At 39.2% G+C, this 24356-nt stretch carries 23 protein-coding genes; 13 read left to right on the top strand and 10 right to left on the bottom strand.

Annotated elements, in window-relative coordinates; translation table 11 throughout:
• Positions 1-121: 121 nt before the first annotated feature.
• The 7 genes from topA to UABAM_RS29895 all read right to left on the bottom strand — a co-directional run bounded on the left by topA (position 122) and on the right by UABAM_RS29895 (position 7752).
• Positions 122-2707 carry a type I DNA topoisomerase gene (gene topA, locus UABAM_RS29925; RefSeq protein WP_151971660.1) on the bottom strand — a complete coding sequence of 862 codons (2586 nt, stop codon included), beginning with the start codon at positions 2705-2707 and terminating at the stop codon, positions 122-124.
• A gap of 50 nt (positions 2708-2757) precedes the next feature.
• Positions 2758-3213, bottom strand: a complete 456-nt coding sequence (locus tag UABAM_RS29920; protein ID WP_151971659.1) for a thioesterase family protein — start codon at positions 3211-3213, stop codon at positions 2758-2760.
• A 156-nt stretch (positions 3214-3369) separates the two neighbouring features.
• On the bottom strand, positions 3370-4599 hold the full coding sequence (gene rocD / locus UABAM_RS29915; RefSeq protein WP_151971658.1) for an ornithine--oxo-acid transaminase: 1230 nt from the start codon (positions 4597-4599) through the stop codon (positions 3370-3372).
• Between the two features lie 10 nt (positions 4600-4609).
• Entirely contained in the window at positions 4610-5287 is a 678-nt protein-coding gene (locus tag UABAM_RS29910) for a type II secretion system protein GspJ (RefSeq protein WP_152022078.1), read from the bottom strand.
• Positions 5271-5687 carry a type II secretion system protein gene (locus UABAM_RS29905; protein ID WP_173013656.1) on the bottom strand — a complete coding sequence of 139 codons (417 nt, stop codon included), beginning with the start codon at positions 5685-5687 and terminating at the stop codon, positions 5271-5273. Before UABAM_RS29905 ends, UABAM_RS29910 begins: the two co-directional genes overlap by 17 nt.
• Before the next feature lie 5 nt (positions 5688-5692).
• Entirely contained in the window at positions 5693-6871 is a 1179-nt protein-coding gene (locus tag UABAM_RS29900) for a CinA family nicotinamide mononucleotide deamidase-related protein (RefSeq protein ID WP_173013655.1), read from the bottom strand.
• Complete coding sequence (locus UABAM_RS29895; RefSeq protein WP_151971655.1) at positions 6868-7752, bottom strand: hypothetical protein; 885 nt, start codon at positions 7750-7752, stop codon at positions 6868-6870. The genes UABAM_RS29900 and UABAM_RS29895 overlap by 4 nt, the downstream gene beginning before the upstream one ends.
• A 276-nt stretch (positions 7753-8028) precedes the next feature.
• On the opposite strand from UABAM_RS29895, the gene rplU reads away from it, so the two are divergent.
• From rplU to UABAM_RS29855, 8 genes are all read left to right on the top strand, one after another.
• Positions 8029-8343 carry a 50S ribosomal protein L21 gene (gene rplU / locus UABAM_RS29890; protein ID WP_151971654.1) on the top strand — a complete coding sequence of 105 codons (315 nt, stop codon included), beginning with the start codon at positions 8029-8031 and terminating at the stop codon, positions 8341-8343.
• A 3-nt stretch (positions 8344-8346) separates the two neighbouring features.
• On the top strand, positions 8347-8592 hold the full coding sequence (gene rpmA, locus UABAM_RS29885) for a 50S ribosomal protein L27 (protein WP_151971653.1): 246 nt from the start codon (positions 8347-8349) through the stop codon (positions 8590-8592).
• Between the two features lie 129 nt (positions 8593-8721).
• Positions 8722-9087 (top strand): DUF6677 family protein, encoded by a 366-nt coding sequence (locus UABAM_RS29880; RefSeq protein WP_151971652.1) that lies wholly within the window; start codon positions 8722-8724, stop codon positions 9085-9087.
• A 181-nt stretch (positions 9088-9268) separates the two neighbouring features.
• Complete coding sequence (priA, locus tag UABAM_RS29875; protein WP_151971651.1) at positions 9269-11479, top strand: replication restart helicase PriA; 2211 nt, start codon at positions 9269-9271, stop codon at positions 11477-11479.
• A gap of 9 nt (positions 11480-11488) precedes the next feature.
• Positions 11489-11653, top strand: a complete 165-nt coding sequence (locus UABAM_RS29870; RefSeq protein ID WP_151971650.1) for a Trm112 family protein — start codon at positions 11489-11491, stop codon at positions 11651-11653.
• Between the two features lie 12 nt (positions 11654-11665).
• The gene (locus UABAM_RS29865) at positions 11666-12757 is read left to right on the top strand and encodes a DHH family phosphoesterase (protein ID WP_151971649.1); all 1092 of its coding nucleotides are present in this window, start codon (positions 11666-11668) and stop codon (positions 12755-12757) included.
• Between the two features lie 38 nt (positions 12758-12795).
• The gene (locus UABAM_RS29860) at positions 12796-13161 is read left to right on the top strand and encodes a hypothetical protein (protein ID WP_151971648.1); all 366 of its coding nucleotides are present in this window, start codon (positions 12796-12798) and stop codon (positions 13159-13161) included.
• A gap of 114 nt (positions 13162-13275) precedes the next feature.
• Positions 13276-13803: a hypothetical protein gene (locus tag UABAM_RS29855; protein WP_151971647.1), complete on the top strand. Its 528-nt coding sequence runs from the start codon at positions 13276-13278 to the stop codon at positions 13801-13803.
• A 585-nt stretch (positions 13804-14388) separates the two neighbouring features.
• On the opposite strand, the gene UABAM_RS29850 is transcribed toward UABAM_RS29855, so the two are convergent.
• Positions 14389-15867, bottom strand: coding sequence for a DEAD/DEAH box helicase family protein (locus UABAM_RS29850; protein ID WP_229759328.1), 1479 nt, complete (start codon positions 15865-15867; stop codon positions 14389-14391).
• A 111-nt stretch (positions 15868-15978) separates the two neighbouring features.
• Between UABAM_RS29850 and UABAM_RS29845 the strand changes: the two genes are divergently transcribed.
• Together UABAM_RS29845 and UABAM_RS29840 are read left to right on the top strand one after the other, a co-directional pair.
• Positions 15979-17121 (top strand): tetratricopeptide repeat protein, encoded by a 1143-nt coding sequence (locus tag UABAM_RS29845; protein ID WP_151971646.1) that lies wholly within the window; start codon positions 15979-15981, stop codon positions 17119-17121.
• Entirely contained in the window at positions 17102-18523 is a 1422-nt protein-coding gene (locus UABAM_RS29840) for an ATP-grasp domain-containing protein (RefSeq protein ID WP_151971645.1), read from the top strand. The genes UABAM_RS29845 and UABAM_RS29840 overlap by 20 nt, the downstream gene beginning before the upstream one ends.
• 399 nt (positions 18524-18922) lie before the next feature.
• Here UABAM_RS29840 and dcd read toward each other — a convergent pair whose 3' ends face one another.
• Positions 18923-19453: a dCTP deaminase gene (gene dcd, locus UABAM_RS29835; RefSeq protein ID WP_151971644.1), complete on the bottom strand. Its 531-nt coding sequence runs from the start codon at positions 19451-19453 to the stop codon at positions 18923-18925.
• Positions 19454-19627: 174 nt separating this feature from the next.
• On the bottom strand, positions 19628-20104 hold the full coding sequence (locus tag UABAM_RS29830) for a phasin family protein (RefSeq protein ID WP_151971643.1): 477 nt from the start codon (positions 20102-20104) through the stop codon (positions 19628-19630).
• 638 nt (positions 20105-20742) lie between these two features.
• Between UABAM_RS29830 and pilM the strand changes: the two genes are divergently transcribed.
• The 3 genes from pilM to UABAM_RS29815 are packed head-to-tail and all read left to right on the top strand — an operon-like array spanning position 20743 to position 24083.
• Positions 20743-21792, top strand: coding sequence for a type IV pilus assembly protein PilM (gene pilM / locus UABAM_RS29825; RefSeq protein ID WP_151971642.1), 1050 nt, complete (start codon positions 20743-20745; stop codon positions 21790-21792).
• A gap of 3 nt (positions 21793-21795) precedes the next feature.
• Complete coding sequence (locus tag UABAM_RS29820) at positions 21796-22476, top strand: hypothetical protein (RefSeq protein ID WP_151971641.1); 681 nt, start codon at positions 21796-21798, stop codon at positions 22474-22476.
• A complete protein-coding gene (locus UABAM_RS29815) occupies positions 22473-24083 on the top strand; it encodes a hypothetical protein (RefSeq protein ID WP_151971640.1) in 1611 nt (536 codons plus the stop codon). The genes UABAM_RS29820 and UABAM_RS29815 overlap by 4 nt, the downstream gene beginning before the upstream one ends.
• Positions 24084-24356: the final 273 nt, after the last annotated feature.

Raw genomic sequence — 24356 nt, 5'->3', positions numbered from 1 at the left:
CAATGTAAAGTCGACTTGTAAACGCTGGATCCCTGCTTTCGCAGGGATGACACGATAAGGTTTTATATCTTAGCTTGACAGCCATGCGCGGAAGCGGGAAACCAGCAATGTAAAGTCGACGCTATTTTTTTGCAGTAGCTTTCTTGGTCGCAGTCTTCTTGGCTGCCGTTTTCTTGGTAGTAGTCGTCTTCTTAGCAGCAGCTTTCTTGGTAGTAGTCGTCTTCTTAGCGGCAGCCTTTTTTGTAGTGGTCGTCTTCTTAGCGGCAGCTTTCTTCGTAGTAGTCTTTTTAGCAGCAGCTTTTTTGGTCGTAGCCGTCTTCTTAGTAGCCGTTTTCTTAGTCGTAGTTTTCTTAGCAGCAGTTTTCTTGGTAGTTTTCTTAGCGGCAGCTTTCTTCGTAGTCTTTTTCGTTCTCGCTTTTTTCTCTGGAGCTTCTTCTATAATTTTGAGACAGTCTTTTGCTGTTAGCTTTTCTGGATCTTCGCCTTTGGGGATTTTATAATTTCTCTTGTTGTAAGAAATATAAGGTCCATATGGTCCGTTGAGTACGCGAATACCTTCCTCGGTAAATTCGTGAATGGTTTTTTTCGCATCTAACTCTATTTTTTCTTTGATAAGAGTAATCGCTTCTTCAAGAGTTACCTTAAGAGGATCATGTTCTTTCAACGACACAAATTTGTTATTGTGTTTAATGTACGGTCCATAACGTCCTTCGGCTGCGATGACTTCTTCGCCATCGTACTCCCCAATATGACGTGGAAGTTTAAACAGTTCGAGAGCTTCTTCCAGGGTAATTGTCGCTAAATGTTGATTTGGTCGCAATTTGGCAAATTTGGGTTTTTCTTCGTCGTCGACATGGCCGATTTGTGCCATTGGCCCATAACGACCAATTTTAACGTACACGTCTTTATTGGTTTTGGGATCTAGTCCTAGCTTTCTTTCTCCCGTTACTTGTCCCGCTTCTTTGAGAGCTAATTCTACGTCGTCGTGGAAGGGTTCATAAAAATTGTGGATCACATCATTCCATACTTTTTCACCTTGGGCAATTTCATCAAACTCTTTTTCGATCTGTGCCGTAAAGTCGTATTGTAAAACTTGTTGGAAATATTCAATTAAAAAATCATTTACCACGATTCCGATATCTGTGGGGACTAATTTTCCACGGTCTGATCCGTATTTTTCTTCGCACAACTCTTCGTTAATTTTACTGTTTTTTAATGTTAGTAATTGATATTTGCGTTCTTTTCCGGGCGTTTCACCTTTGGTCACGTAACCACGTTTTTGGATGACGCTCATGGTTGGTGCATATGTTGATGGACGTCCAATGCCCAATTCTTCTAGTTTTTTGACCAATGAAGCTTCGGTGTAACGTGCAGGGGCACGTGTAAAGCGCTGTGTTGCTTTCATTTCTTCTAGATCTAGTACTTGTCCAACTTCTAGAGGCGGAAGAATTTCGGAATCTTCGGTGATTTCGTCGTCTGTGGAAACTTCATATACACGTAAAAATCCATCAAACTTAATCACCTCTCCATGTGCAGTGAGCTGATCTTTCAATGTGGATATCTGAATTTTTACCGTGGTTTTTTCTAACTTTGCATTACTCATTTGCGAAGAAATTGCACGCTTCCATATGAGGCTGTAGAGCTTTTTTTCATCGCTCGTGCCATCGACTTGTTCATTTTCAAAATACGTGGGACGAATGGCCTCGTGTGCTTCTTGTGCATTACGTGCTTTGCTACGATATTGTTTAGGATTCGAATATTCTTTGCCATATAGACTTTTAATGGCTTTTTCTGCCGAAGCGATGGCCACTTTCGAGAGATTGACGGAATCGGTACGCATGTAGGTAATCTTTCCCGACTCATATAAACCTTGAGCAACGCGCATGGTTCGTGCAACCGAAAATCCTAGCTTACGACTCGCCTCTTGTTGCAGAGTTGATGTTGTGAATGGTGCGCTCGGAGATTTTTGCGACGGTTTCACTTTTACGTCCGCAACAGAAAATTCTGCTTCGGTGCATTTTTCCAAAAACGAACGCGCTTCTTCATGATCGGCTAACTTCCGCGAGAGTTCCGCTTTGATTTTGTATGTTTTTTTATTACTTTTTGCCTTAAACAGCGAGTTTAGCCTGAAAAATGGTTGTGGAGTAAAGTCTAAAATATTACGCTCTTTTTCCACTAAAATTCTCACGGCAACAGATTGCACTCTACCAGCAGAAAGAGACGACTTTAAGCGAATTTTTTTCCATAGTAGTGGTGAAAGTTCGAACCCCACTAAACGGTCTAGTATTCTGCGTGCTTGTTGTGCATTTACTAAGCTTTGATTTAGAAAACGCGGTTTCTTTATGGCTTCAAGAATGGCAGGCTTTGTAATCTCGTGAAAAACGATTCTTTTCGCTTCTTCAGGATTAATCCCCAATACATGGCAGAGATGCCATGAGATCGCCTCTCCCTCGCGGTCTTCATCAGTAGCAAGCCAAATTTCTTTGGAGTCTTTTGCTAATTTTTTTAACTGTGTAACAATCTTTTTTTTGTCGGTGGGTACTTCATATGTAGGGGTGTACTTTTTCTCAACGTCAACTGCTAATTTTTCCCGTGGCAAATCTCGAATACATCCGTAGCATGACTCAACAGTGAAATCTTTCCCTAAAAATTTTTCTATTGTTTTGGCCTTAGCAGGTGATTCTACAATCATTAAATTTTTTGGCATATTTTATAACTCTTTGAATGGGTTACTAAGGCGTGTCTCACGCCCCGATTCTAACCAACAATGTAAGTTGCCGTTGCAATGGCAATTAAATCTTCTTTTTCGTTATGAAGTTTCATTTGCGTAACAGCAACCTTATTTCCAAGACGTAATAGTAATCCGGTGGCAAAAAAACTTTGACCTAAACCGGGTCTTAAATAATCAACTCTGAGATCTATTGTTCCAAACTGCTGAAAAATATCTTGTACTTTGCGCTCCCAAGTGTCAGGCTCTAGTGTTTTTAAAATTCCAACAAAAGCGGTGATTCCACCCGTAACATCCAATATTGTTGAAATAACACCACCATGTAGACTTTTGTGCACAGGGTTCCCCACAAGTAGATCATTCATCGGGAGTTTTAAACACACATTGTTTTCATCTACAAAGTCCAGTGTAATGCCTAGAACCTTATTAAAAGTTATTTTTTCGTCAATAATAGTCGAAACAATATCGTGTAATTTCAAATTCATAGTATTTTTTGTAATATTTGGTTCTCTATTTTTTACATAATAAAAAACAGAAAGCAAGTTGAATCAAAAATTTTCAGACAAAAATGTTAAGGACGAGCTCTGTTGTCTGCACAGAACTCGTCCCCTAATCCCTATTGTCCAAGCCACAACTAAAATTTAGGCAAGGACCTTGGCTATTTTTTCCATTGCGGCATCGATATCCTCTTTGGTGATAATGAGAGGAGGTGCGAAACGAATGATGTTGTAGTGCGTTTCTTTGCAAAGTATACCTAATTGTTGTAATTTTTCGCAGAAAGGTCGTGCGCTTTTAGCTTCTTCATTGAGCTCAACCCCAATAAGAAGTCCGCGGCCTCTTACCTCTTTTACAAAACGACTATTCATCGCCACTAACTTTTCGCGGAAATATTTACCATTTTCGTAGGCATTTCCAATGAGATTTTCTTCCACTAAAATCTTGAGAGATTCTCTTGCTACGGCCATTCCTAAAGGATTTCCGCCAAAAGTTGATCCGTGTTGCCCTGGTTGGAAAACACCTAGTATTTCGGCGTTAGATAACATCGCAGATACTGGATAAAAACCTCCAGAGAGAGCTTTACCAACAATGGTAACGTCGGGTTTGATATTTTCATAATCGCTAGCGAATAAGCGTCCCGTTCTTCCAAGACCTGTTTGGATTTCGTCGGACATGAACAAAATATTGTTTTCTTTGCACAAATTGTAGAGGTCTTCTAAGTAGCCTTGCGGAGGCATTATAATCCCTGCTTCACCTTGGATAGGTTCAATAAGAATCGCTGCGGTCTTGTCTGTAATGGCTTGTTTGGCGGCTTCAATATTTCCATACTCTGCGAGAGTGAATCCTGGCGTAAAAGGCCCAAAATGCGTTTTGTAGTCTTCTTCGGAGGAAAAGGAAATGATTGTCGTTGTTCTACCATGAAAGTTTCCTGTGAAAACGATAATCTCTGCTTCATTTTCTGGAATTCCTTTTTTGGTGTAGCCCCATTTTCTTGCCGCTTTAATCGCTGTTTCTACTGCCTCAGCACCACTATTCATTGGCAAAACCATCTCATATTTTGTCAACTCGCAAATCTCTTTGCAAAATAAGGATAGTTGGTTGTTGCGAAATGCTCTTGAGGTTAGCGTCAGCTTTTCAATTTGTTCTTTTGCCGTTTTTACTAAGCGTGGATGACAATGTCCTTGATTTACTGCCGAATAAGCACTCAAACAATCAAGGTATTTGTTTCCTTCTACATCATACACCCAAATTCCTTCACCTTTTTCTAGTACGACATCCAGAGGGTGATAATTACGCGCGGCGTATTTATTTTCTAAATCAACAAACTGTTGATTGTTTAATTTTGGTGTAGAAGAATTTAATTGCTGGTTCATAAAAACCTCCCTAGTTTCCATTTGTATTTTGTTTTTGCGGTGTCTTTGTTGTCTTTGTTTTTTTCTGTGGTATCTTACGCGATACCAAGATGGGAACAGTACGGCGGAACAAGCGCACTTCTTCGCCTTGTTTTATACCCAAAGTTATTTCGACAGCTTGTGGCAGTTGTTTTTTTTCTTTACTATTCCACACCGAAGAGATTTTTCCCTCATCGTAAAACCGCAATTCAAAACTCATTACTTCATCGTACAGTTTTATTCCCGTGCCACCAGAGAATGGATCTTCATCGATAAAAAAATCTTCACGGCGAATAATGCGAAATGTATCATCGCGGTTCTTTTTTAACAAGTAACCGATTTCGCACAAGTCACTATGATTTCCTCCAGGGGCTAATAATATACTATCTGTATTTGAAATAAAGTCAACACGTGTATTTTTTCCCTGCTTGCGCGCGAAAAAATAACGATTGTCTTCAACTTGGTACATATATGCACCTTGTATATCTTTACTAATAAAATTGAGTAATCTATTCCCCACTCTTTCTGTATGGGCGCGTGCCTCAATAAAATTTCGCGAATTTAAGGTTGTGATAAGTATCGAGTACGCCATCGTCAGTATAATAGAAAGTATCGTTGTTGCAATAAGTACTTCGATCAACGTAAAACCAGTATTATTTTTTTTCTTCATTATCTGGTCTTTCTGCTAAAATTTCTGCTTGCAAAACGTATTTTTCCTCTTCATTTTCTGTATGATAAACGCTGACGGTGATTTCATTAATCTTTACCGAAAATTCCTTTTGCGTTTCGGGAGATTTTGTGGATAAGACCTTTTGACGCTTTTTGACATCCCACTCATAGTATTCAAAACCTTCTTTGCGAAAGTCTCCTCCTCGACGTCTTTCTACACCGCTGATTACTTCGGTCATTTTTTGTTCGAGTAAGTTTTGCAATTGACGAAACTGTACGGCTTTTATTGACTCTTCCACTGCTTCGTTGCGAATAACAAGTAGTGTTGAAACAGCAATGGATAAAATGGCGAGTGCCACCATAACTTCAAGTAATGTAAAACCACTTTTTCTCTTTATCATTATATTTACTTCTTTAAACGTTCCCATAGCAAATTTAGTACAAAATACGCAGAGTGCTTCTTGTGTTCTACTCGTGGTCTGCGAATCACTTTATCGCGTACAACACAATGGTCACTGTCTGCATAGGCGACGTACACCAATCCCAAAGGTTTATTTGGCGTTGCTCCTGTGGGACCAGAAATACCCGTTGTGGCAATTCCAATGTCGGTTCCCATCACTTTGCGAACCCCTTGCGCCATCTCACGGGCACACTCCGGGCTAACAGCTCCATGTGCTGTGATGGTCTGCGGATCCACACCTAGGATTTTTATCTTTGCTTCGTTGCTGTAGGAAACAACCGCATATTGTAAATAAGCAGAGCTTCCAGAAACATTTGTGAGTAAGTGTGTGGTAAAGCCACCGCTACATGACTCGGCAACAGCAATTGTTTTTTTCTGATCGATGAGAAGCTTTGCAATTGTTTCTTCTAAAGAGGAACCATTTTCGCTGTAAATATACTTTTGCAATTGTGCACGGGCTTCATCAACAAACGCGTTGATTTCGTTGCGGCTTTTCACCACTATATCAACACCGTTGTATTGCGGTAAAAGACTTATGTCTACCTGTGATCTACCTTGTATCTTTTCCAGTATTTTTTGTACTTTTGATTCGTACATTCCACTGAGACGTAGGGTATGACTATGATATTTTTGGGCCATTTTTTTTAGTAAGGGTAGCACTTCTTCCTGAAACATCCCCTCGGCTTCGGAGGGGACACCTGGCAGGACAAATATATGGCAACCATTTGCCTCAACGTAGAAACCCGGAGCGTGTCCTACCGGGTTTTTCAGGAGCTGTGCATGTGCATGGACAGAGGATATTTCTCTGTTTTTTGCATATTTTTTGATGATGCAATACCATTCATCTTTTTCTAGGAAATCATCGAAGTTTTTATGGCAAAACGCATACAGAGCTTCATGAGTAATGTCGTCGTGTGTGGGGCCTAATCCACCTGTTGTGATGACTACCGTGTCTTTTTGCGCACTCAAAAGTTCGGTGATTTCCTGGATGTCGTCTCCGATTGTTGTAATTCGTGAAACACCAATGCCCAATTGTTGTGTTTGCTGTGCTAAAAATGTTGCGTTGGTGTTGACAACTCTTCCTTCTGTTAATTCTGCTCCGATGGATAAAATGTGTGCGATCATGCTTTCCTCATTAACATACAATCTGTCACAGCATGCTGAAATACCCAAACGCGGTTGTTCGCAAGGTTTAACATAATATCGTAAGGAGTTGCCCATAAAATCGTACCTCTTAGTATTTCTCCTTCGTGGAGCGAGAGTATGACTTCATTACCTTTTTGCAGCATCTCTTCGGGAAATTTAAAGCGACCTTCGCGACCATGGGTTGGTTTTAGGCGCTTTCTTTGAATGTCTTTGTCTACCATTACGAATTTTTTTAGGGTCTTTTGTACGGCACGTTCGTACATATACTTTATTTCTAGACGATGAATTTTTTCAATGTTGTCTTTGCGATCCGCAGCAAAAAATTCATATGGAGTGAAATCTTTTATACGTACGGTTTGATACTTGTTTTTATATTTCTCGATAACTAGTATTGTGTCTTTTTCTGTGTATTTTGTCAATTGCTCAAATGCGGCTTTTTGCGCATCATCGCTTTGCATCTTTTTTTTCTTCTGCATTTCTTTATCGAGTCTTTTTTGTTCCAAGACGCGTTTTTGTTCTTTGTATTTTTCTATGGAGATGTTTTCTTTGACTAAAGAACATGCCAGTGCTAGTGTGATATCAGGGTAGGCTTCACATATTTTTTGTGCTTCTTCTTTGCGCGCTTCTTTTTCTTTTTTTTGAGCAATGGCGTCTTCTAGAGATATTTTTTCGCGATGGACAGACAATGCAGTATAAATCCCCAAACCGTGCTTGGTTGCTATCTCTTTCACTTCGGTCGGAATTCGTGTTTTTTTCTTTTTATTGTTGTCAAAACGTTTTTTGCCTTTGTGTTTTGAAAAACGGCCTTTGGGTTTCGAAGATTTGAAATTTTTTTTAGGAGATGACACTTTTCTTTCCATTTTTTTATCTCGCTATAATAGTTTCGTGGAATGATAGTTTTTTATCGAGAGTGCTATAAACACGGCAACTTGTGGTTACCAAAGCAGTTGCTACATGTGTTATTTTCACCACCCGCTATTCAAATAATATTACGAGTTCACCATAATGTCAAGTGCAGCACAAATTCCACTGAAAAATTATTTTTTAATTGATTCTTTAAAACCAAGTGTTTACTATATGTAATTCGCAAAACACAACACCTCTAAGTAGACGTAAAAGCAAGAAAGGACTTGTACATGTACGCTATAATTGCAGATGGCGGTAAAAATTATAAAGTGTCACCTGGCCAGGTAGTAGAATTAGAAAAAAAAGATGTTGCTTCGGGAAAAGAAATAGATCTTTCTGATGTTCTGTATTTTAAATCAGACAAAGAAGTTTTGGTTGGAACTCCCAAAGTAGAAGGTGTAAAAGTTACAGGAGTTGTTGAAGGCGACACTAAGGCACCTAAAGTAACCATCCTAAAATCTAAGCGCCGCAAAAACTATCGTAAGAAACAAGGTCATAGACAAGTATATACAAAAGTTAGAATTAAAGATATCGTAAAGGGGTAACACATGGCTCATAAGAAGGGACAAGGTGCTTCACGTAACGGTAGAGATAGTAACGCACAATTCCGCGGTATCAAAAAATACGGCGGAGAAAACGTAAAGCCTGGAACCATTATCGTTCGCCAATGCGGAACACGTTTCAAACCAGGAGTTAATGTTGGCCTGGGAAATGATTACACTATTTATAGTCTTATCGGTGGCAAGGTAAAATTTGAGAGAAACAGAGTTATCAGTGTTTTACCTGCAGAATAGTAAGACAACCTAAATAATAGAGAGTACTACCATCTCTCTATTATTTTCCTCCATCGCAAATATAACCACCAACTTTCTCACCAAAACTACTTTCAAAAATACCGCAGCGCCTTCATAGAAGATTTGTATATGGACACAAAAAAACTATTGGTACTTGTTTTATCCTGGTTACTTCCAGGAAGTGGTTATTGGTTTGTACAACAACGACTAAAAAGCGGCATACTATTTCTCCTAATTGTTCCAACATATTTTTTGGGAATTTGCATGCTGGATTTCTCCACATATTTTTTACACAAACATCGTTTCTACTATGTTTTGAATTTTGTCATCGGACTTCCTGGAATACTTTTTGTCAATTTTGCGACTAGCACTCCACAACTAGTATCTTCGCCTGATGTGATTCAGCTTGGTTTTTTGTGCATAGCAGTATCATCGCTACTCAATATACTGTTATTCTCCAAAATATATTTTACACTCAGTAAAGTTTCACGATGATTTCTCTAAAATTTCTGACAATGATATATTTGTGCTATATAATATGTATGTGCTCCGCCTTTACTTCAGAAGTCGACATCACCGTTTCTTTTGTAAAGGGGTGTAAACTTTTCGCTATAACCCTTGGCCTCCTTGCTATTATATTCTTTCTGATATAGAGAAACTGTGTAGGAGAATACGCATGTATGCTCAAGTCGCTCTCCCCTTACCATTAAAACAATTGTTTTCATATAGTATTCCCGAAGACTGTACCTTAGAAACAGGTATGCGCGTAAAAGTCCCCTTTGGCCGCCGTACGCAAATAGGGGTCTGCATTGAAACTGTTGCACAAATCGAAAATACAAAATTTCGTATCAAAAGCATTCACGAAGTCATCGACACGAAACCGGTAATCGATTGTGCAATGCTCGAACTGGCCAAATGGATGTCTCAATATTATAGATGCTCTCTCGGAGAAGCTCTGGAAACGATGGTTCCTAGTTTTTTGCAGCAAAAAAGTTATAGTAAAACCATCGCGTATTTACAAATTGCTGCTCATGAAGAAATAGAGCAGCAAATAGAGCAGCTGCAAACGAAATTTCCCCTACAGGCCCGTGTACTAAAGCTTGTGCGAGAATTTGATGGTGAACTCACGGCCAAGTCTATCTGCAATCGACTCGGTATAAGTCGTTCTGCGATAAAAACGCTACTGAAAAAAGAACTACTATGCGAGCGTTTTGAGGAACAAAATATCAATCCCTTTGACGAGATAGAGGTTGAAAAAGTAGAAAAACCACAGCTCAGTCGTGAACAGCAATCTATTGTGAACAACTTATTACCTGTTATGCGTGAACAACGCTTTTTTCCTGCTTTAGTACATGGCGTTACTGGCAGCGGCAAAACAGAAATATACATGCGTTGCATTGAAGAGGTGGTGGACAACAAACGTGCCGCTATTGTATTAGTACCCGAAATTGCCTTAACACCACAAACCGTAACGCGTTTTAAACAACGTTTTGCCAATGTTGCGGTATTGCATAGTGAACTTACCAATGCCCAACGCAATTTTCAGTGGCAAAACATTTTGCAAAATAAAGCCGACGTTATCATTGGTCCAAGGTCAGCATTGTTTGCGCCGGTAAGTAATTTAGGACTCATCGTTGTCGATGAAGAACACGAACCCTCCTTCAAACAACAAAATACACCCCGCTATAATGCACGAGACTCTGCGGTGAAAAGAGCACAAATTAGCGATATACCTATTATTTTAGGATCGGCGACACCGGCATTGGAGAGTTATTACAACACAGATACCGACAAATACAATCTATTTGCTTTGCACCAACGCGTTGGTGACAAAAAACTTCCGCATGTCAGTGTTATTGACATGAAGGAGGAGTGCCGTGATCACAAAAAGTTCGTATATTTTTCGCGCATTCTACTTAATGATTTACGAGCGGCTCTTGACAAAGGACAACAAGCGATTTTGTTTTTAAATCGTCGTGGTTTTGCCACAAGCTTGACTTGTCCACAGTGTGGCTATAATGCCAAGTGCGATAATTGTAACATTGCCTTGACATACCATAAGAAACATCACACCGCTATTTGTCACTATTGTAATTATGACTATATACCGCCAAAGAGTTGTCCCGTATGTTCTTGTCCAGCGATTTTATACGCAGGGGCAGGAACCCAAAAAATAGAAATGATGTTGAAAAAAATTTTTCCAGAAAATAACATTGTACGTATGGATAGTGACACTATGGTCGGAAAAGGTAAGTATGAAGACGTCCTGTCGCGATTTGGTAAGGGGGAAATTGATATTCTTCTTGGAACACAAATGATCGCAAAAGGTTTAGATTTTCCCAACGTGACCTTAGTTGGCATTATTTCTGCAGACACAGCACTTCAAGTGCCTGATTTTCGTGCAGCAGAGCGGACTTTTCAACTGATTGTCCAAGTGGCGGGGCGTTCTGGGCGTGGAGAAGTAGCGGGAAAAGTGATCGTGCAAACGTATCATCCCGATCATTATGCGATCCAGACTGCTATTCACCAGGACTATCATTCTTTTTTAAAGTATGAGATGGGGCAACGCAAGGACATTGGCTATCCGCCTTTTGCCAAACTACTACGCGTTCTCATTCAAGGAGAAAAAGAGCAACTTGTTATCGATGAATCCTTACGAATTTCTCGTTGTTTACGTCAAGATAAATACGCGAAAAATATACAGATATTAGGGCCCGCCCCTGCTCCCATAGATCGCATAAAAAATCGCTATCGCCATCATCTCATTATTAAATGTCAAAGTGTACAACTATCTATGCATTTTTCGGTGTTTCTAGACCGTATTATGGAAGATAGTCACAAATCATTACGGGTATCTCTTGATGTAGATCCAATATCACTTGTATGAGTAAACACTATGTTAACAAAAAAAATTCTTCATTTACTATCGTGCACTGTGTGTGACGAAAAGCTAATCGAGCACTCTAAAGGATTATTGTGTGAGAGTTGTAACAAAATATACCCGATTGAAGACGAAATCATCATTCTCTTGCCAGAAAAAGCAATCGACAACGTAAAATAATAGGACAATACTATGACAACAAAAAACGGAAAAACTAACAAGATCGCGACAAAATCGACGACGAAAACTCAGCAATTGCAAAAAATTTTCACAGAAAAAGTTAAAAAAGTGGCAATTTTTATCGGTAATCCCGACCCTGATTCTATTGGGGCCGGACTGGGAATGAATTTATTTATACAGCGAACCTGTGGCGCTGTATGTGACCTTATATATGAAGGTCAAGTATCACATCCGCAAAATAAAACACTGCTCAATGTTCTCAACATTCACTTTCTCAACAAAGATGAAGTTTTTGGTAGTGATCATCCCCCACTTGACGAAGTGTACGATAAATTTGTGTGCGTAGACCATGTTCCCAGGGAAAGATGGTGTAAAGAGTTGAATATGACGGCAGTGATCGATCATCACAAAGTGAATTACAACGATTCAGATTTTGTGGATATTCGTCAAGTAGGGTCGTGTTGCTCTATCGTACTTAGCTATCTGCTTGAAGCAGAAATAGACTTTTCCCAAGACGACGATGGTCTATTGTCCAAAGCAGTCACCGCAATGTTGTTTGGAGTGAAAACTGACACATTGGACTTGATGTCGGAAAGCGTGACGGATTTAGATTTCGATGCTTATCAACACCTAGTAAAATACGTCTCTCGTTCGGAACTCGAACCGATAATCAATTATCAACTGCCGGCATATTATTTTGATATTCGTCGCGTTTTAGAAGAAGAAGGCAACAGTATTACCAAGGGATCTTTTTTCGTTGCAGGAATAGGGATTATCACCGCAGCAAGGCGCGATTGTCTACCGATGCTTGCTGATGAGCGCGTACGTATGGAAGGTATCTCTACCGCTATTATATTTGCTGTCGTCGACAATTATGTTGAAGCGAGCATTCGCAGTAGCAATCCGGCGGTTGATGTAAATTCTTTTTGTAAAAAAGTTTTTGGCCGCGACTATGCCGGAGGAAAACTGGGAGCAGGAGCAGCGAAAATCCCGATGGGAATTCTTGCCATCGATTCCCTTCCTGCGGATTTGAAAAAAGAGGCATGGGAAACATATCGCAAAATTATTATGACCAAAGTATTTCGCATTTGTGATAGCGAATAACCCGTACAGTTTCATACAACGCTAGACAAGAGGTAAATATGACAACGCAAGAAAAAAGTAATATATCTTTACTGTTTATTCTTCAGGTAGCATTGGTATCCATTATGCTTCTTTTTATCGTAGGTTTCGCAATGGATGCCACATATAATCCACTGTATTTTTTTATCACTTTGTCTGCACCTGCTATTGCATTGCAACAAAAGCTGAGCATCTTGCCCACATCTTTTTTGCTAATTATTGCTGTACCTTATGTTATTGTCTGTCCAGTTGTCTCTGGTATTTTTTGTACATTAAAGTCTTGTAACATAAAAGAGGTTCTTGTTACCTGTTTTGCGTCTATTTTTACAGCATTCATCATTCACGCTGCTGGATTTTATATTTCCATTCTACCATATGCGGGATAGTAAATTGCCATTTTGTCTTCTTTGTTTCCTTATACAAAAACATCTAGATATTTATAATGTAATTTCGTAGTATAATACCTAAAATCAAGACGGACTATATGTGAGGAAAAAGGTATGAGTTTAGAAGAAAAATGGCAAAAGGCCGCAAAAGAAACACGCATTATCCGTTCGCGACTACAACGACTATCAAATACAGAAGCAACAACTCTAAGTTATATATTTTTGGCACCTTCCTTGGTAAACACTGGGGACACTGTGGTAAGAACTGGTAAAATAATCGTTGATAAGCCCGCCATTATTTTACCAAAAAATCTACCACAGTTTTTTGGTTTTGATTTTCAGGATGAACTAGGAGTAAACGACGATAGTGTACGCTCATTTTTGATTATAAGAGGGATTCAGTATCCGTCTTTAAAATATCAAAATGAGATTTCGACCATCGATGTATTTGAAGGTAATGTCGACAGTGCCATCGCGCATTTTGGTAATGATTTAGAACGTAAAGAAGATATCGAAACGGCTTTACTCGTCGGAAATACAGAGGCATGGCAATTATCATTGCTCATTTACGTTTCCGTACTCATTCAGCGTTCTCTACCAAAAGATCTCGACAATTTGTTCGACCAATTTAAAGATTTTTAAGCTGTTGTTTGGGTTGGTGTTGAGATGAGAGATTCTTTCTCCGGATTGGTGCCCTCACGGTTAGAGATTCTTTTCCGGATTGGTGCCCTCACCCGTAATTTTGGGGTTCGTTTAAGTTTAGGTGTTCTATCTCCGGATTGGTGCCCTCACGGTTAGAGATTCTTTTCCGGATTGGTGCCCTCACCCGTAATTTTGGGGTTCGTTTAAGTTTAGGTGTTCTATCTCCGGATTGGTGCCCTCACCATCGAATTTAAGGTTTTAGCTTCGCTAAAAGCCTTAATTCTCATGCCTCTCCCACGGGAGAGGCGTAACGCGTCTAAATTTGATTCCATTTGTTTTCTTTAGTGCTATCACAGTACAATATCAATCAAAAGAGTCTATTACATCACTACTTTTGATCCGCAACTCAAGCGAATTTTGTTTTTACCAAAAGAGAAGCATTACACCTCTCCCTGTGGGAGAGGTATGAGAATAGCAGCTTACAGCGCAGCTGTAACTGCTAATTCGATGGTGAGGGCACCAATCCGGAGAAAAAATCTCTAACCGTGAGGGCACCAATCCGGAGAAAGAATCTCTAACTCTAACCTACTCCCGCTTATACGCATTGTGTTCACGTCTTCTTTGGCTCACCGATTCTTCTGATGTCCCTTCTGTTACCACCTCATAAAGTGTCGCTTTTTTATCACCGTGTTTACGTAAAATACGTCCTAGCCGTTGAACGTGTTCGCGGACGCTTGCACTTCCCGAAAGAATAATTCCAATACTTGCCGAAGGAATATCCACTCCTTCATTGAGTACCTTTGAGGTGACGATGATACTGTAAACCCCCTCACTATACTTTTTTAAAATATCTTTGCGCTCTTTTATTTTGGTTTGGTGAGTGATGACGGGAACCAGAAAACGCAAGGAAATTTTGTAGGCTGTGGCATTGTCATGGGTAAAAATCAATAGGCGTTCATTGTGATGTTTGCGAATTAAGTATTCTAAGGTTTTTAGTTTGGAGGGTGTTGCTTGGGCAATTTGTTTTTGTTTGCGATATGCAATAAATGCACGGCGTCCTTCTTCGGTACGATGCGATACCTGGATGAATTTTTGCCAGCCGTTTCTTCCCATTTGTAGATAATTACGTCGTAGAAAAGTCACATATAATGAACGATTCTTTTGATACTCTTTTCTTTCTTCGGCGGAAAGTCGCGCGGTAACTTGGACAACATTGTAGTCGGCGAGATATGGTCCGGCCATTTCATTAATTTCTTTGCGAAACACACATGGGCCAATGAGGTAGTTCAAGTCATTATGTCCGCCATCTAATCTTTCAGGAGTGGCACTTAAACCCAGACGATATGGGGCTAAAATAAATTCAGCGCCTAGGCGATAGGTGCGACCTGGTAAATGATGACATTCGTCAAAAATAACTAGGCCGAATAAATTGCCTATTTTGTCAAAATGAATATAGGCGGAATCATAGGTGGTAATTGTAATAGATGCGGGTTGGTAATTTCCACCACCGATGAGTCCTATGGGAATGTTGGGAAAGAAATTTTTGACATTGTCGTACCATTGATGCATTAAATCGATGGTTGGTACCACAATTGCAGTACTACGTTTAGATTCGAGCATTGCCAAAATAGCGACAAATGACTTTCCTGTTCCCGTAGGTAAAACGACATAGCCACGTTTGCGAAATTTATTCCATGATGCAATGGCTTGTTTTTGATGATGAAATGGTTCGCGATCTAGTTGGTGATCCATTTGCAAAATTTCGTAGAGGCGTGCCTCGTCTTTGTAGGGGATTTCCTTGTTGTATAACACCGTAATCAGCTCGTGGTATTTGAATGCCGGAAGTCGAAAGCACTGTGTACGGTGATCCCACTTACAACCAGGAATTGACTGAACGACAAATGAATTGTCTGAATTTACCACAATGGACAATGTACCTTGGTAGAAAGAAATTGTTATCATGAAGCACCATAAAAGCGAATAAACGGAATCGGGAACGGGATCGTTTTTTGTCAATTTTTCGGGATCGGGATCGGGAACGGGATCGGGATCGTTTTTTGTCAATCAATTAGCGTAAGTCATAATAAATTTGTGTTGTATTCTATAGTAGTCTATGTATAATCTACCAAAAATTTTTACCGTAGAAAACCTTTTCTATTCACAGAAACGATTTTTATGATACGTTTACTAATCTGTAGCGTTGTATTCGTTTGTGGATGTGCAACAACAACAGAAAATTTAAACAACGAGGGAATTGCGCTCGCAAACCAACAAAAATATCAACAAGCGTTACAAAAGTTTCTTGAAGCATACCGTCAAAAACCGGATCGCTTTGAAAATTGTCTAAACGTGGCACAAATGTATGTGATGCTAAAAGATCCACAGCAAGCGATTGTCTATATTGACAAAGCCTTAGAACTCAATGCTCAAGTTCTCGACATTCACATTCTCAAAATGCAAGTGCTACTCCTGCAAGGCAAAAAGGCACAGGCCCTAGAGATATTGGATTCTGTGGCGGAAAAAAACCACAATAATCCACGTTTGTATGCGTTACTACTCTCGATGGGGGATAATGCCCTTTCTCAAAAAAAATGGGAAGAGAGTCGCCAATGGTACCAAAAAGCCATAGATCTTAGTCCTGAAGAAAGCAAGGCATACATTGCTCTCAGTCGTGCTCTTATATTCAAAGGTTCCCATGCTCAAAATAGTTATGAAAATTTTGCCACTTCCTCTGAGGTGAGGGATAGCGATTTCAACAAAGCAAAGGCAGCGCTTCGCAAAGCGGTTTACCTTGATAAAGATAGTGTTGATGCACACTTAATGTTGGGGATGATTGCGATGCAAACACAGAATTATCAGGATGCTCAGCTTGAATTTGCCGAGGTTTTACGTATTGATTCTAATCATCTTATCGCACTGACAGCTGCCAGTTTTAATCAAAGCCAAATGGGGAATATTTCCAAAAGTATGGAATATTTGCAGTCGGCGCAACAACTCTATCCTGATAGAGCTGAACCTTTGTGGTTAAAAGCGAACCTCCTTATACAACAACAGAGTTTTTCTGAAGCAGTCGCCACTTACATTACTATTTGGACAAAATTTCCTAATCTTCGCGATAGTATTGTGCAAAATTTTCGTATGAATTTTTCTCATTATTTTCCGTGGTTAGTCAAGCTAATAACAGATAGCAATCAACAAATTGCCGACTTTAGCTTTGATATGTTAAAAGAAGTTTCCCGTCAAAATTTTGCGCGTGATGTTGCAAAATGGCAGATGTGGTATAAAGAGAAAGGTCAACATGAAAGTCAAAAAAATTAAAATTATGGCATCATACGATTGGAGTATGTGCTATACCGTGTCAGAATTTTTTAAATTTCTCGACCCCGTTGTTCACTATAAAGGTGAAAAATATCGTTTAGAACTTGGCCGCGTTATTGCCAAACCACTTCTTTGCGGACAAAATTTAAATAACGAAGTCGATTTTGTTGTGGACCGTACCATTCACTGGAATGACTATTATAAATGTTGGGCGCAACAAGCTATAAACTCACAGATGAGTATTGTTAACCACAGTAACACTTTCCAAAATCACGATAAGCACAGTACTTACGATCTAATGGCACGCGCGATGCATCCTAAGGATCGTTTTCCCAAAACCGTTTTACTTCCACAATTTTATCCCTATACGGAAGATCTGGAAAAGCATGAAGAGTGGAAGGATCTACAAGGTTATATCACAAAATATACTAAGTTTGGTCACGATGAAAATTTACGCCAAACAGATTGGGAAAAAATTAACAATCAAATGGAAAGAGCAAAGCATTTTAGAGAACAAGGGAAAGTGGTTCGCGCACAATACTACGACAAAGGAAATTATTTGAAAGACGCGATGGAAACGTATTTCGACAACCAGTTTCCTATTTTTCTCAAAAAAGCCTTTGGTGGTGGGGGAAGTGATGTTTTTAAAATAGACAGCATGGATGAGTTGTATGCGAAATACGATGAAACAGATGGACGTACTTTCCATTTGCAAGAAGCGATTGAAAATTACGATTTATTTGTGCGTTGTATTGCCGCGGGTCCGCAAGTTCTTCCGATGCGTTTCCAACCAGATCATCCACATCATCAGCACTACAGTGAAGAAAAGTTGCATATGGATAAAGATATGTATGTGCGACTACGCAACTATGTGTTGTTTATTAACTCTTTCCATCGTTGGACTTACAACTCTTACGAAGCGCTAGTGAAAAATGGACAAATACACCCCATTGACTTCGCCAACGCATGTCCAGATAGTCACTTTACGTCTCTACACGTACACTTTCCGTGGGTGGTTTGTGCATGTCTGAAATGGTTTATGTATTGTGCGGTCACAGGAAAAGACATGCGTATTGACTTGGAGCAAAAGAAATACTTATCGGTACTCAATGATCCTAACAAGAGTGCACAAGAAAAGTATGATTTTTACTCTAAACTCAATGAAGAATATTTCGAGACAGAAGATTTCGAAAAGTTTTGCAACGAAAACTTTGCCGATATGGAAGAAAAAATGTTGCAGTTCTACGATCAGAGAATTGACGACGTCATACGCTATGCTCTTTATTACAGTGACTTTCCAAAACACGAGCACGATCAATTCTTTCATTACTACAAGCAAATGATGGAAGAAAATTTCCGCGCCAATCCTAAGGAATATTTGTCAACTGTTTTGTATAACTAGGGCAGTTTTCAGATTGGGTGCCCTCACCATCGAAAATTAGGTTGTCAGCTGCGCTGAAACCTGCTATTCTCATACCTCTCCCACGGGAGAGGTGTAATGCATCTTTTTTGGTAAAAACAAAATTTGCTTGATTTGCGGACGGAAGGTTGTGATACAATTATCTTTGATTGAGACGACATTTCGATACGCACAAAATAAAACAAATGGAAACAAATTAAGACGTGTTACGCCTCTCCCGGTGGGAGAGGCATGAGAATTAAGGCTTTTAGCGTAGCTAAAACCTTAAATTCGATGGTGAGGGCACCAATCCGGAGAAAGAATTTCTCATCTTAGCCGCGATGATGAGGGCACCAATCCGGAGAAAGAATCTCTCATCTCACCAATCCGGAGAAAGAATTTCTATAAACTAAACTCTTCCGGGCATTGATTGCGGAATTTTCCTTGGTAGGCGGCGTTGCCTATGGTGCGTTGAAAAATAAATTGACAAATGCGTACCCCTGGTACGATTTCTAGGGGAACAGGTCCAAAGTTACTCATTTCTAGCACTTGGTGGTTATCAATTCCCGGTTGCATAAAGCTCGCCGATATGTGTATGAGTAGTCCTACCCGTGCAAATTTACTTCTTCCTTCTAACCAACCGCATATACCATCGCTTAAAGTAATTCGTTCTACGGTAATACCGAGAATTGTTTCTCCAGGCATAAGTAAAAAAGTTTCGCCTTCTTTTAAACGCACACCTTTGGTTGCCTTGCGGTAGTCAACATCATTTTGAACGCGAATAACCTTTTTTGGTTTGTCAAATACCCGAAAAGAATGACTTAAATGGAGGTCCACAGATGCTGGTCCTACGTGATCTTCGTCAAATGGTGCAATTGCGATCTCTTTCGCAGAAACGGCTTTTAATATTTCATCGCGTGTTAGAATACTCATTTTGTGGAATTATCCTAAAATAAAAGTATGGGAAGTTGTTTATTTGCTATTGCTATTATTTTATTTTAAATCATGCTTGTGCATAAAGCAATAGAAATGTGATGTGGTGGGCTATCAGGCAGTGATGGAGATGAACGGGGCAGATTTAACTGCCCCTCATAACGTATGCATTCTTTAAGCTTGAGAAGAAGCAGAAGTTGCGATAATTTCTTCTGTTGTTGTGATTTCAGTTGTTTCAGTTGTTTCATTTTTGGTCGCGGTGATGATTTCGTCAATTTTACTATTTAACGCTTCTACTTTTTGCGCCAATGCTTCTACATCGCTTTTCGTAGGAATATTCATTTTGCTAAGTAGGTTAGAAATTTCTAGTGTTTTTTCTACATCGTTAATAGTTTGTTTTGTTTCGCTGTAACCTTTTTTCCACAATCCATTGGCCCAAGTATTGAGATTTTTTTCTACTTCTGTTCCTTTGAGAACAAACTGTTTAATTTTTTCTCCGGCTTGTTCCTGATATAAACTGAAAGCTCCAAGAGTCGCTAATCCAAGTTTTTTCAATTGTTGCTTTAAATTTTCTTGTGCTTCACAAGATTTTTGTAATAATTTTTGCGGTATATTTTGTGTGGTTTGTGTTATATTATTAGCTATTTCCATTTGGACGATCCTTTATAAAATTAGTTTTCTTTATCTCAAATTTTTAACTCTGAATAAAGTATAACGCACTGCGTCATAGAATGCAAGAAAAAAATATCGAGATATAAATTATCTTGACACTAAATTGATGTCTATTTTATAATTTAGTATTAAAATAGCGTCATGCTATGCCAAAAAACTCGTCGCCGAAAATGTAAAGACATTGTATTTTCTAGCTTTAATAAGTTAAAATTCTATATAAGCTATTCATAGAATATTGAAGTACATTACCAATTTAGTGACAAATCACTATTGGTTTCCAGGCACATTTTTAACTTACACATATACTTGGGATATGTTAGAAATAAATGTTTTTGGTAGGCTGGCAATGTTCTAAATAACAAACACAAAATTCTAATCACTATTTATTAACAAGATAGAGGGCATAGTAGTATTCCCCGAGAGGTAACTCTTGAAGTAAAAATTTAAAGTAATTTTTACAAACTATAAGGTGTATACATTTAGTTTACAGGAAAACAATACTAGCACGACAACTTCTTACTAAATCAAAGGTACACTAAATACTATTTCTTCAACTTTATTGGCCTCTTAGAGGTACGATTTTTAGTACTATCTTGCTTTTGAGGAATATAAAACTCATGTTCAGACGAAAAAATACTATACTAGGCCTCGACATTGGTACTTCAAGCATAAAAGCGATAGAGATGTCCTCCTCAGGTGGGAGCGGTGATTTTAGTATTACTGGTTATGGGCAAGTTGCTATTACAGATGTTGAAAATCCGCTAAATGACATCAAGGAACTTCTGCACACTAGTGGTATAAAATCAAAACGCGTCATAACAGGAGTTTCTGGACGAGAAGTAATTGTTCGCTACATCTCAATGCAACCTGTCGACAAAGAAAATCTTGCAGAAGCTGTACGTTTTGAAGCGGATAAATATATCCCCTATGACTTGGAAGAAGTGGTTCTCGATTCACAAAGACTGGATGACGATACCACTGTTAATGTAAGTACCTCTGGGGAAATGAAAGTACTTCTTGTAGCTGCAAAGCGCAGCCTCATCGAAAGTCGCGTTGGTTTGCTGCGCAGTTCAGAGCTACATCCTTCGATTATCGATGTTGACTCCTTTGCTTTGGGAAATGCTTTTGTATTGAAAAGTATGTTATCGCCACGGCCAGAAGTAGAAGGAAAAATTGTTTCTTTAGTCGATATTGGCTGTACGAAGACAAATATCAATATTATGATAGGTAATACTTCATTTTTTACACGTGAAATTTACCTTGCAGGAAATGAATTTACAGAAGAAATTCAAAAAAGGTTAGAAGTAACGACCGAAGAAGCAGAAGGGTTAAAAAGAGAACCTGGAATATTTGCTTTGGAAGTTCAAGAAGCCGTTGCGCCGGTTATTGAAGACCTTGCAAACGAGATCACCTTGTCTTTTGAATATTTTGAAGGACAATTCGAACGAGAAGTTGAAGAAATATTTGTATCCGGAGGCGGAAGCCAATTATTTTCCCTTGAACCAGATTTTGAAAGAATTTTTGGAAAAAGAATTAATCGTTGGGATCCAACAGAAAACTTTGAGATTAGAGAAGATCAAGTCGATATAGACGCATTGCGAGCCAACTCCTCTCAGTTAGCTATCGCGATCGGCTTAGCTTCACGCATTTATCAAAATAAGGTGTAAGTTATGATTACAATTAATCTACTTCCTCCCGAAGAGAGAGAAGCCCCTCCAACATCGGCAGCGCGTTTATTGGTGATCGCAGCAAGTGCCCTAATTGCACTTGTTTCTGTAGTCTTTTATGCAATGACCCACTACATTGATCTACCAAATATGCAAACTGCTCTACAAAAAAGTAAAAAAGAACTTGCCGAGTGGCAGTCAAAGAAAATACCACAGCGCCACACCCAAGCTTTTCAGGTGGCCACAGTACTCAAAAAACGTGAAGATACTATTGAAAATATTCGTCTCCTAAAAAGTGAGATGGCGCGTAAGCTCACCGAATACGCGCAAATTATCAAAGAACATGAATATTCATGGTCCGGTGATCTGCACATTAAGAGAAACGATGCCCCGTCGAACGCAAGACGTCGATTAATCCCAGGGCAAATAGTACAGCAAAACACAATTAAGATACCTACATATGAGTGGGCATACGCCGCACGTACCGCAGGTGACAAATTACAAACGGCGATTAACTACTATAAAGCCATACAAAGACACCCTTCTTTTTGGCGTGATTTTGAAAGAATCGCCACTCCTGAATACGAGCTACAAGAAGAAGATCCAGAACTTTTTAAGCCGCACCTCGGCTACAAGTTTGATATTCGCATGACGATGAAGATGAATAGGAAGAAGAAAAAATGAACAAGCTAACAGAAAAACAAATGAACCTGGCGATTGTGGGTGCTGGTGTTTTGGTGGCAATCATTTTCTTCACCATGCGACACTTTGATCAGGAAGAAATCGTTAGATTAGCAAATGAAAAAAAAGGCATTGATTCACAAGTTCAACAATTAAAAAATAAAGAGCGCCAAATCGAGGCGAAAAAGCAAGAACTTTATCTTATGCGTGCCAATACAGATGCCGTAAAACGCTTGCTACCTCAAGACAAAAAAGTCACTGAGTTCTTTGAATTAATGGAACAATTTCGTTTGCAAAACGAAATTCAGGCCTTCAATAAGGTAAACAAGGTAGATCCGCACTTCGAAATTAGAGAAGATGATGAAGAAGATGCTGGACCGAAACCACCACAAGTCGGTTTCCGACCACCGGTAGCTGTCCCCACAGCTTCCAATCCTTTTGTCGAAGATGGTTACCATGTCGAATTTAAGGGATCTTTTAACAATCTGGGTGAACTCATTAGTAAAATCGAATCACATGAACGTTTCTTTAGCGTTAAAGAAATCAAGATTGAATATGCCAATGGTAATCTTGAAGTGGATTTAAAAGATCAGGTAATGAAAGGTAAGGTTCAGTTGGTTGTGACCACGTTTACCTTCCAAAATCCCGATCCGACTATTGATGAAAAACTCGCTAAAATTCTCGACGGTTATGAACCGTCTACTTTGCTCAAGCAAAAAGTACGTGAACGCCGCGAGGAACTCCTCAAACGTTACGTTTTCCAGTGGACAGAACTTGAACTTATTGATGATCCCTTTTATCCCTTCCGCAGAATTGAAATTATCGTTCCCAAACCTGACGGTCTAGTAACTGGCGAGGCTCTTGACGATGCTAGCGCTGGTGAAATTCCCGAGAAAAAAATCGAAGAAATGTACAATGCGGTAAACACATTGTATAACGATACTTTAAAACCTCTGTCGTTGGAAGGGGACTGGACAAAACTTGAGGATGCTCTCAAAGAAAACAATATGCAAGAACAACTGCGTAGATTAAATCTATTGACGTTTCCTTCCGAGTTTGACGCCGACGGGCAAAAACGCGATAAGTTAAATAAAATTCGCGAAGACATCAAAGTTTGGGAAACATACATCGCGGAAATAAGTAAAGAAAAAGCGTTGCAAAAACTGATCGCAACTTTAAGCGAGAAAGTGAACGATGTTGCCAATTTATACAAGAAAGCACGTAAAAAAGGCGACGCACCAGAGCTTTTGAACCAAGTAGTAAAAAAGCACAACGACATTATGCCGGAAATTTTGGAACACAAAGACAAAGAACCACAATACAAAGTCTTGAGTTCAGCGCGTAAGAAGTTGGAGTTTTACTACAAAAAGGCGAAAATTCAACTAGAACTCATCGAACGGGTGAAAAAACTTGAGTTGACAGGTGTGATCTATCAACCAGACAAGAAAAAACCTTCGGTGGCCTTTATCAATAAGAAACCTGTGCGCACACGAAATAGTTTGCCATCGGGCTTTGTGGTGAAGGAAATCAACAATGGTTGGGTTGTTCTAGACTACAAAGGGGAAACCGTTCCTCTGCGAATGAAATCCCTAGCAGCCAAACAAAATTAACATTTAGGGCGCGAAAGCGTCCTAAAATTTGCATGGTCTAAATTGTCGAATATTTATTAGACTCTAACATAATTATAAACCTTCAAATGCTTCTTGGAAAGAAGTCTTGACGACCATAGCGTTTTTTGTATAATCTTTAGTTACAAACATTTATTCATAAATTCAAAAAAGTGGGCATATCAACAATAGCTGTAATGCTTCCCTAAAAATTTTGATTTTTTTGAAATAAGTTTTTCTGTTTTTACAACACTAATAATGTGGGTTTGATTGATA

This window comes from Candidatus Uabimicrobium amorphum, from assembly GCF_009002475.1.
GTDB lineage: Bacteria > Planctomycetota > Uabimicrobiia > Uabimicrobiales > Uabimicrobiaceae > Uabimicrobium > Uabimicrobium amorphum.
This window is presented reverse-complemented; position numbering and strand designations above follow the sequence as displayed.

Excerpts from the sequence above, each read along its gene's own strand:
- topA (WP_151971660.1), bottom strand. The coding sequence starts at position 2,707 with ATGCCAAAAAATTTAATGATTGTAGAATCACCTGCTAAGGCCAAAACA.
- UABAM_RS29920 (WP_151971659.1), bottom strand. The coding sequence starts at position 3,213 with ATGAATTTGAAATTACACGATATTGTTTCGACTATTATTGACGAAAAA.
- rocD (WP_151971658.1), bottom strand. The coding sequence starts at position 4,599 with ATGAACCAGCAATTAAATTCTTCTACACCAAAATTAAACAATCAACAG.
- UABAM_RS29910 (WP_152022078.1), bottom strand. The coding sequence starts at position 5,287 with ATGAAGAAAAAAAATAATACTGGTTTTACGTTGATCGAAGTACTTATT.
- UABAM_RS29905 (WP_173013656.1), bottom strand. The coding sequence starts at position 5,687 with ATGATAAAGAGAAAAAGTGGTTTTACATTACTTGAAGTTATGGTGGCA.
- UABAM_RS29900 (WP_173013655.1), bottom strand. The coding sequence starts at position 6,871 with ATGATCGCACACATTTTATCCATCGGAGCAGAATTAACAGAAGGAAGA.
- UABAM_RS29895 (WP_151971655.1), bottom strand. The coding sequence starts at position 7,752 with ATGGAAAGAAAAGTGTCATCTCCTAAAAAAAATTTCAAATCTTCGAAA.
- rplU (WP_151971654.1), top strand. The coding sequence starts at position 8,029 with ATGTACGCTATAATTGCAGATGGCGGTAAAAATTATAAAGTGTCACCT.
- rpmA (WP_151971653.1), top strand. The coding sequence starts at position 8,347 with ATGGCTCATAAGAAGGGACAAGGTGCTTCACGTAACGGTAGAGATAGT.
- UABAM_RS29880 (WP_151971652.1), top strand. The coding sequence starts at position 8,722 with ATGGACACAAAAAAACTATTGGTACTTGTTTTATCCTGGTTACTTCCA.
- priA (WP_151971651.1), top strand. The coding sequence starts at position 9,269 with ATGTATGCTCAAGTCGCTCTCCCCTTACCATTAAAACAATTGTTTTCA.
- UABAM_RS29870 (WP_151971650.1), top strand. The coding sequence starts at position 11,489 with ATGTTAACAAAAAAAATTCTTCATTTACTATCGTGCACTGTGTGTGAC.
- UABAM_RS29865 (WP_151971649.1), top strand. The coding sequence starts at position 11,666 with ATGACAACAAAAAACGGAAAAACTAACAAGATCGCGACAAAATCGACG.
- UABAM_RS29860 (WP_151971648.1), top strand. The coding sequence starts at position 12,796 with ATGACAACGCAAGAAAAAAGTAATATATCTTTACTGTTTATTCTTCAG.
- UABAM_RS29855 (WP_151971647.1), top strand. The coding sequence starts at position 13,276 with ATGAGTTTAGAAGAAAAATGGCAAAAGGCCGCAAAAGAAACACGCATT.
- UABAM_RS29845 (WP_151971646.1), top strand. The coding sequence starts at position 15,979 with ATGATACGTTTACTAATCTGTAGCGTTGTATTCGTTTGTGGATGTGCA.
- UABAM_RS29840 (WP_151971645.1), top strand. The coding sequence starts at position 17,102 with ATGAAAGTCAAAAAAATTAAAATTATGGCATCATACGATTGGAGTATG.
- dcd (WP_151971644.1), bottom strand. The coding sequence starts at position 19,453 with ATGAGTATTCTAACACGCGATGAAATATTAAAAGCCGTTTCTGCGAAA.
- UABAM_RS29830 (WP_151971643.1), bottom strand. The coding sequence starts at position 20,104 with ATGGAAATAGCTAATAATATAACACAAACCACACAAAATATACCGCAA.
- pilM (WP_151971642.1), top strand. The coding sequence starts at position 20,743 with ATGTTCAGACGAAAAAATACTATACTAGGCCTCGACATTGGTACTTCA.
- UABAM_RS29820 (WP_151971641.1), top strand. The coding sequence starts at position 21,796 with ATGATTACAATTAATCTACTTCCTCCCGAAGAGAGAGAAGCCCCTCCA.
- UABAM_RS29815 (WP_151971640.1), top strand. The coding sequence starts at position 22,473 with ATGAACAAGCTAACAGAAAAACAAATGAACCTGGCGATTGTGGGTGCT.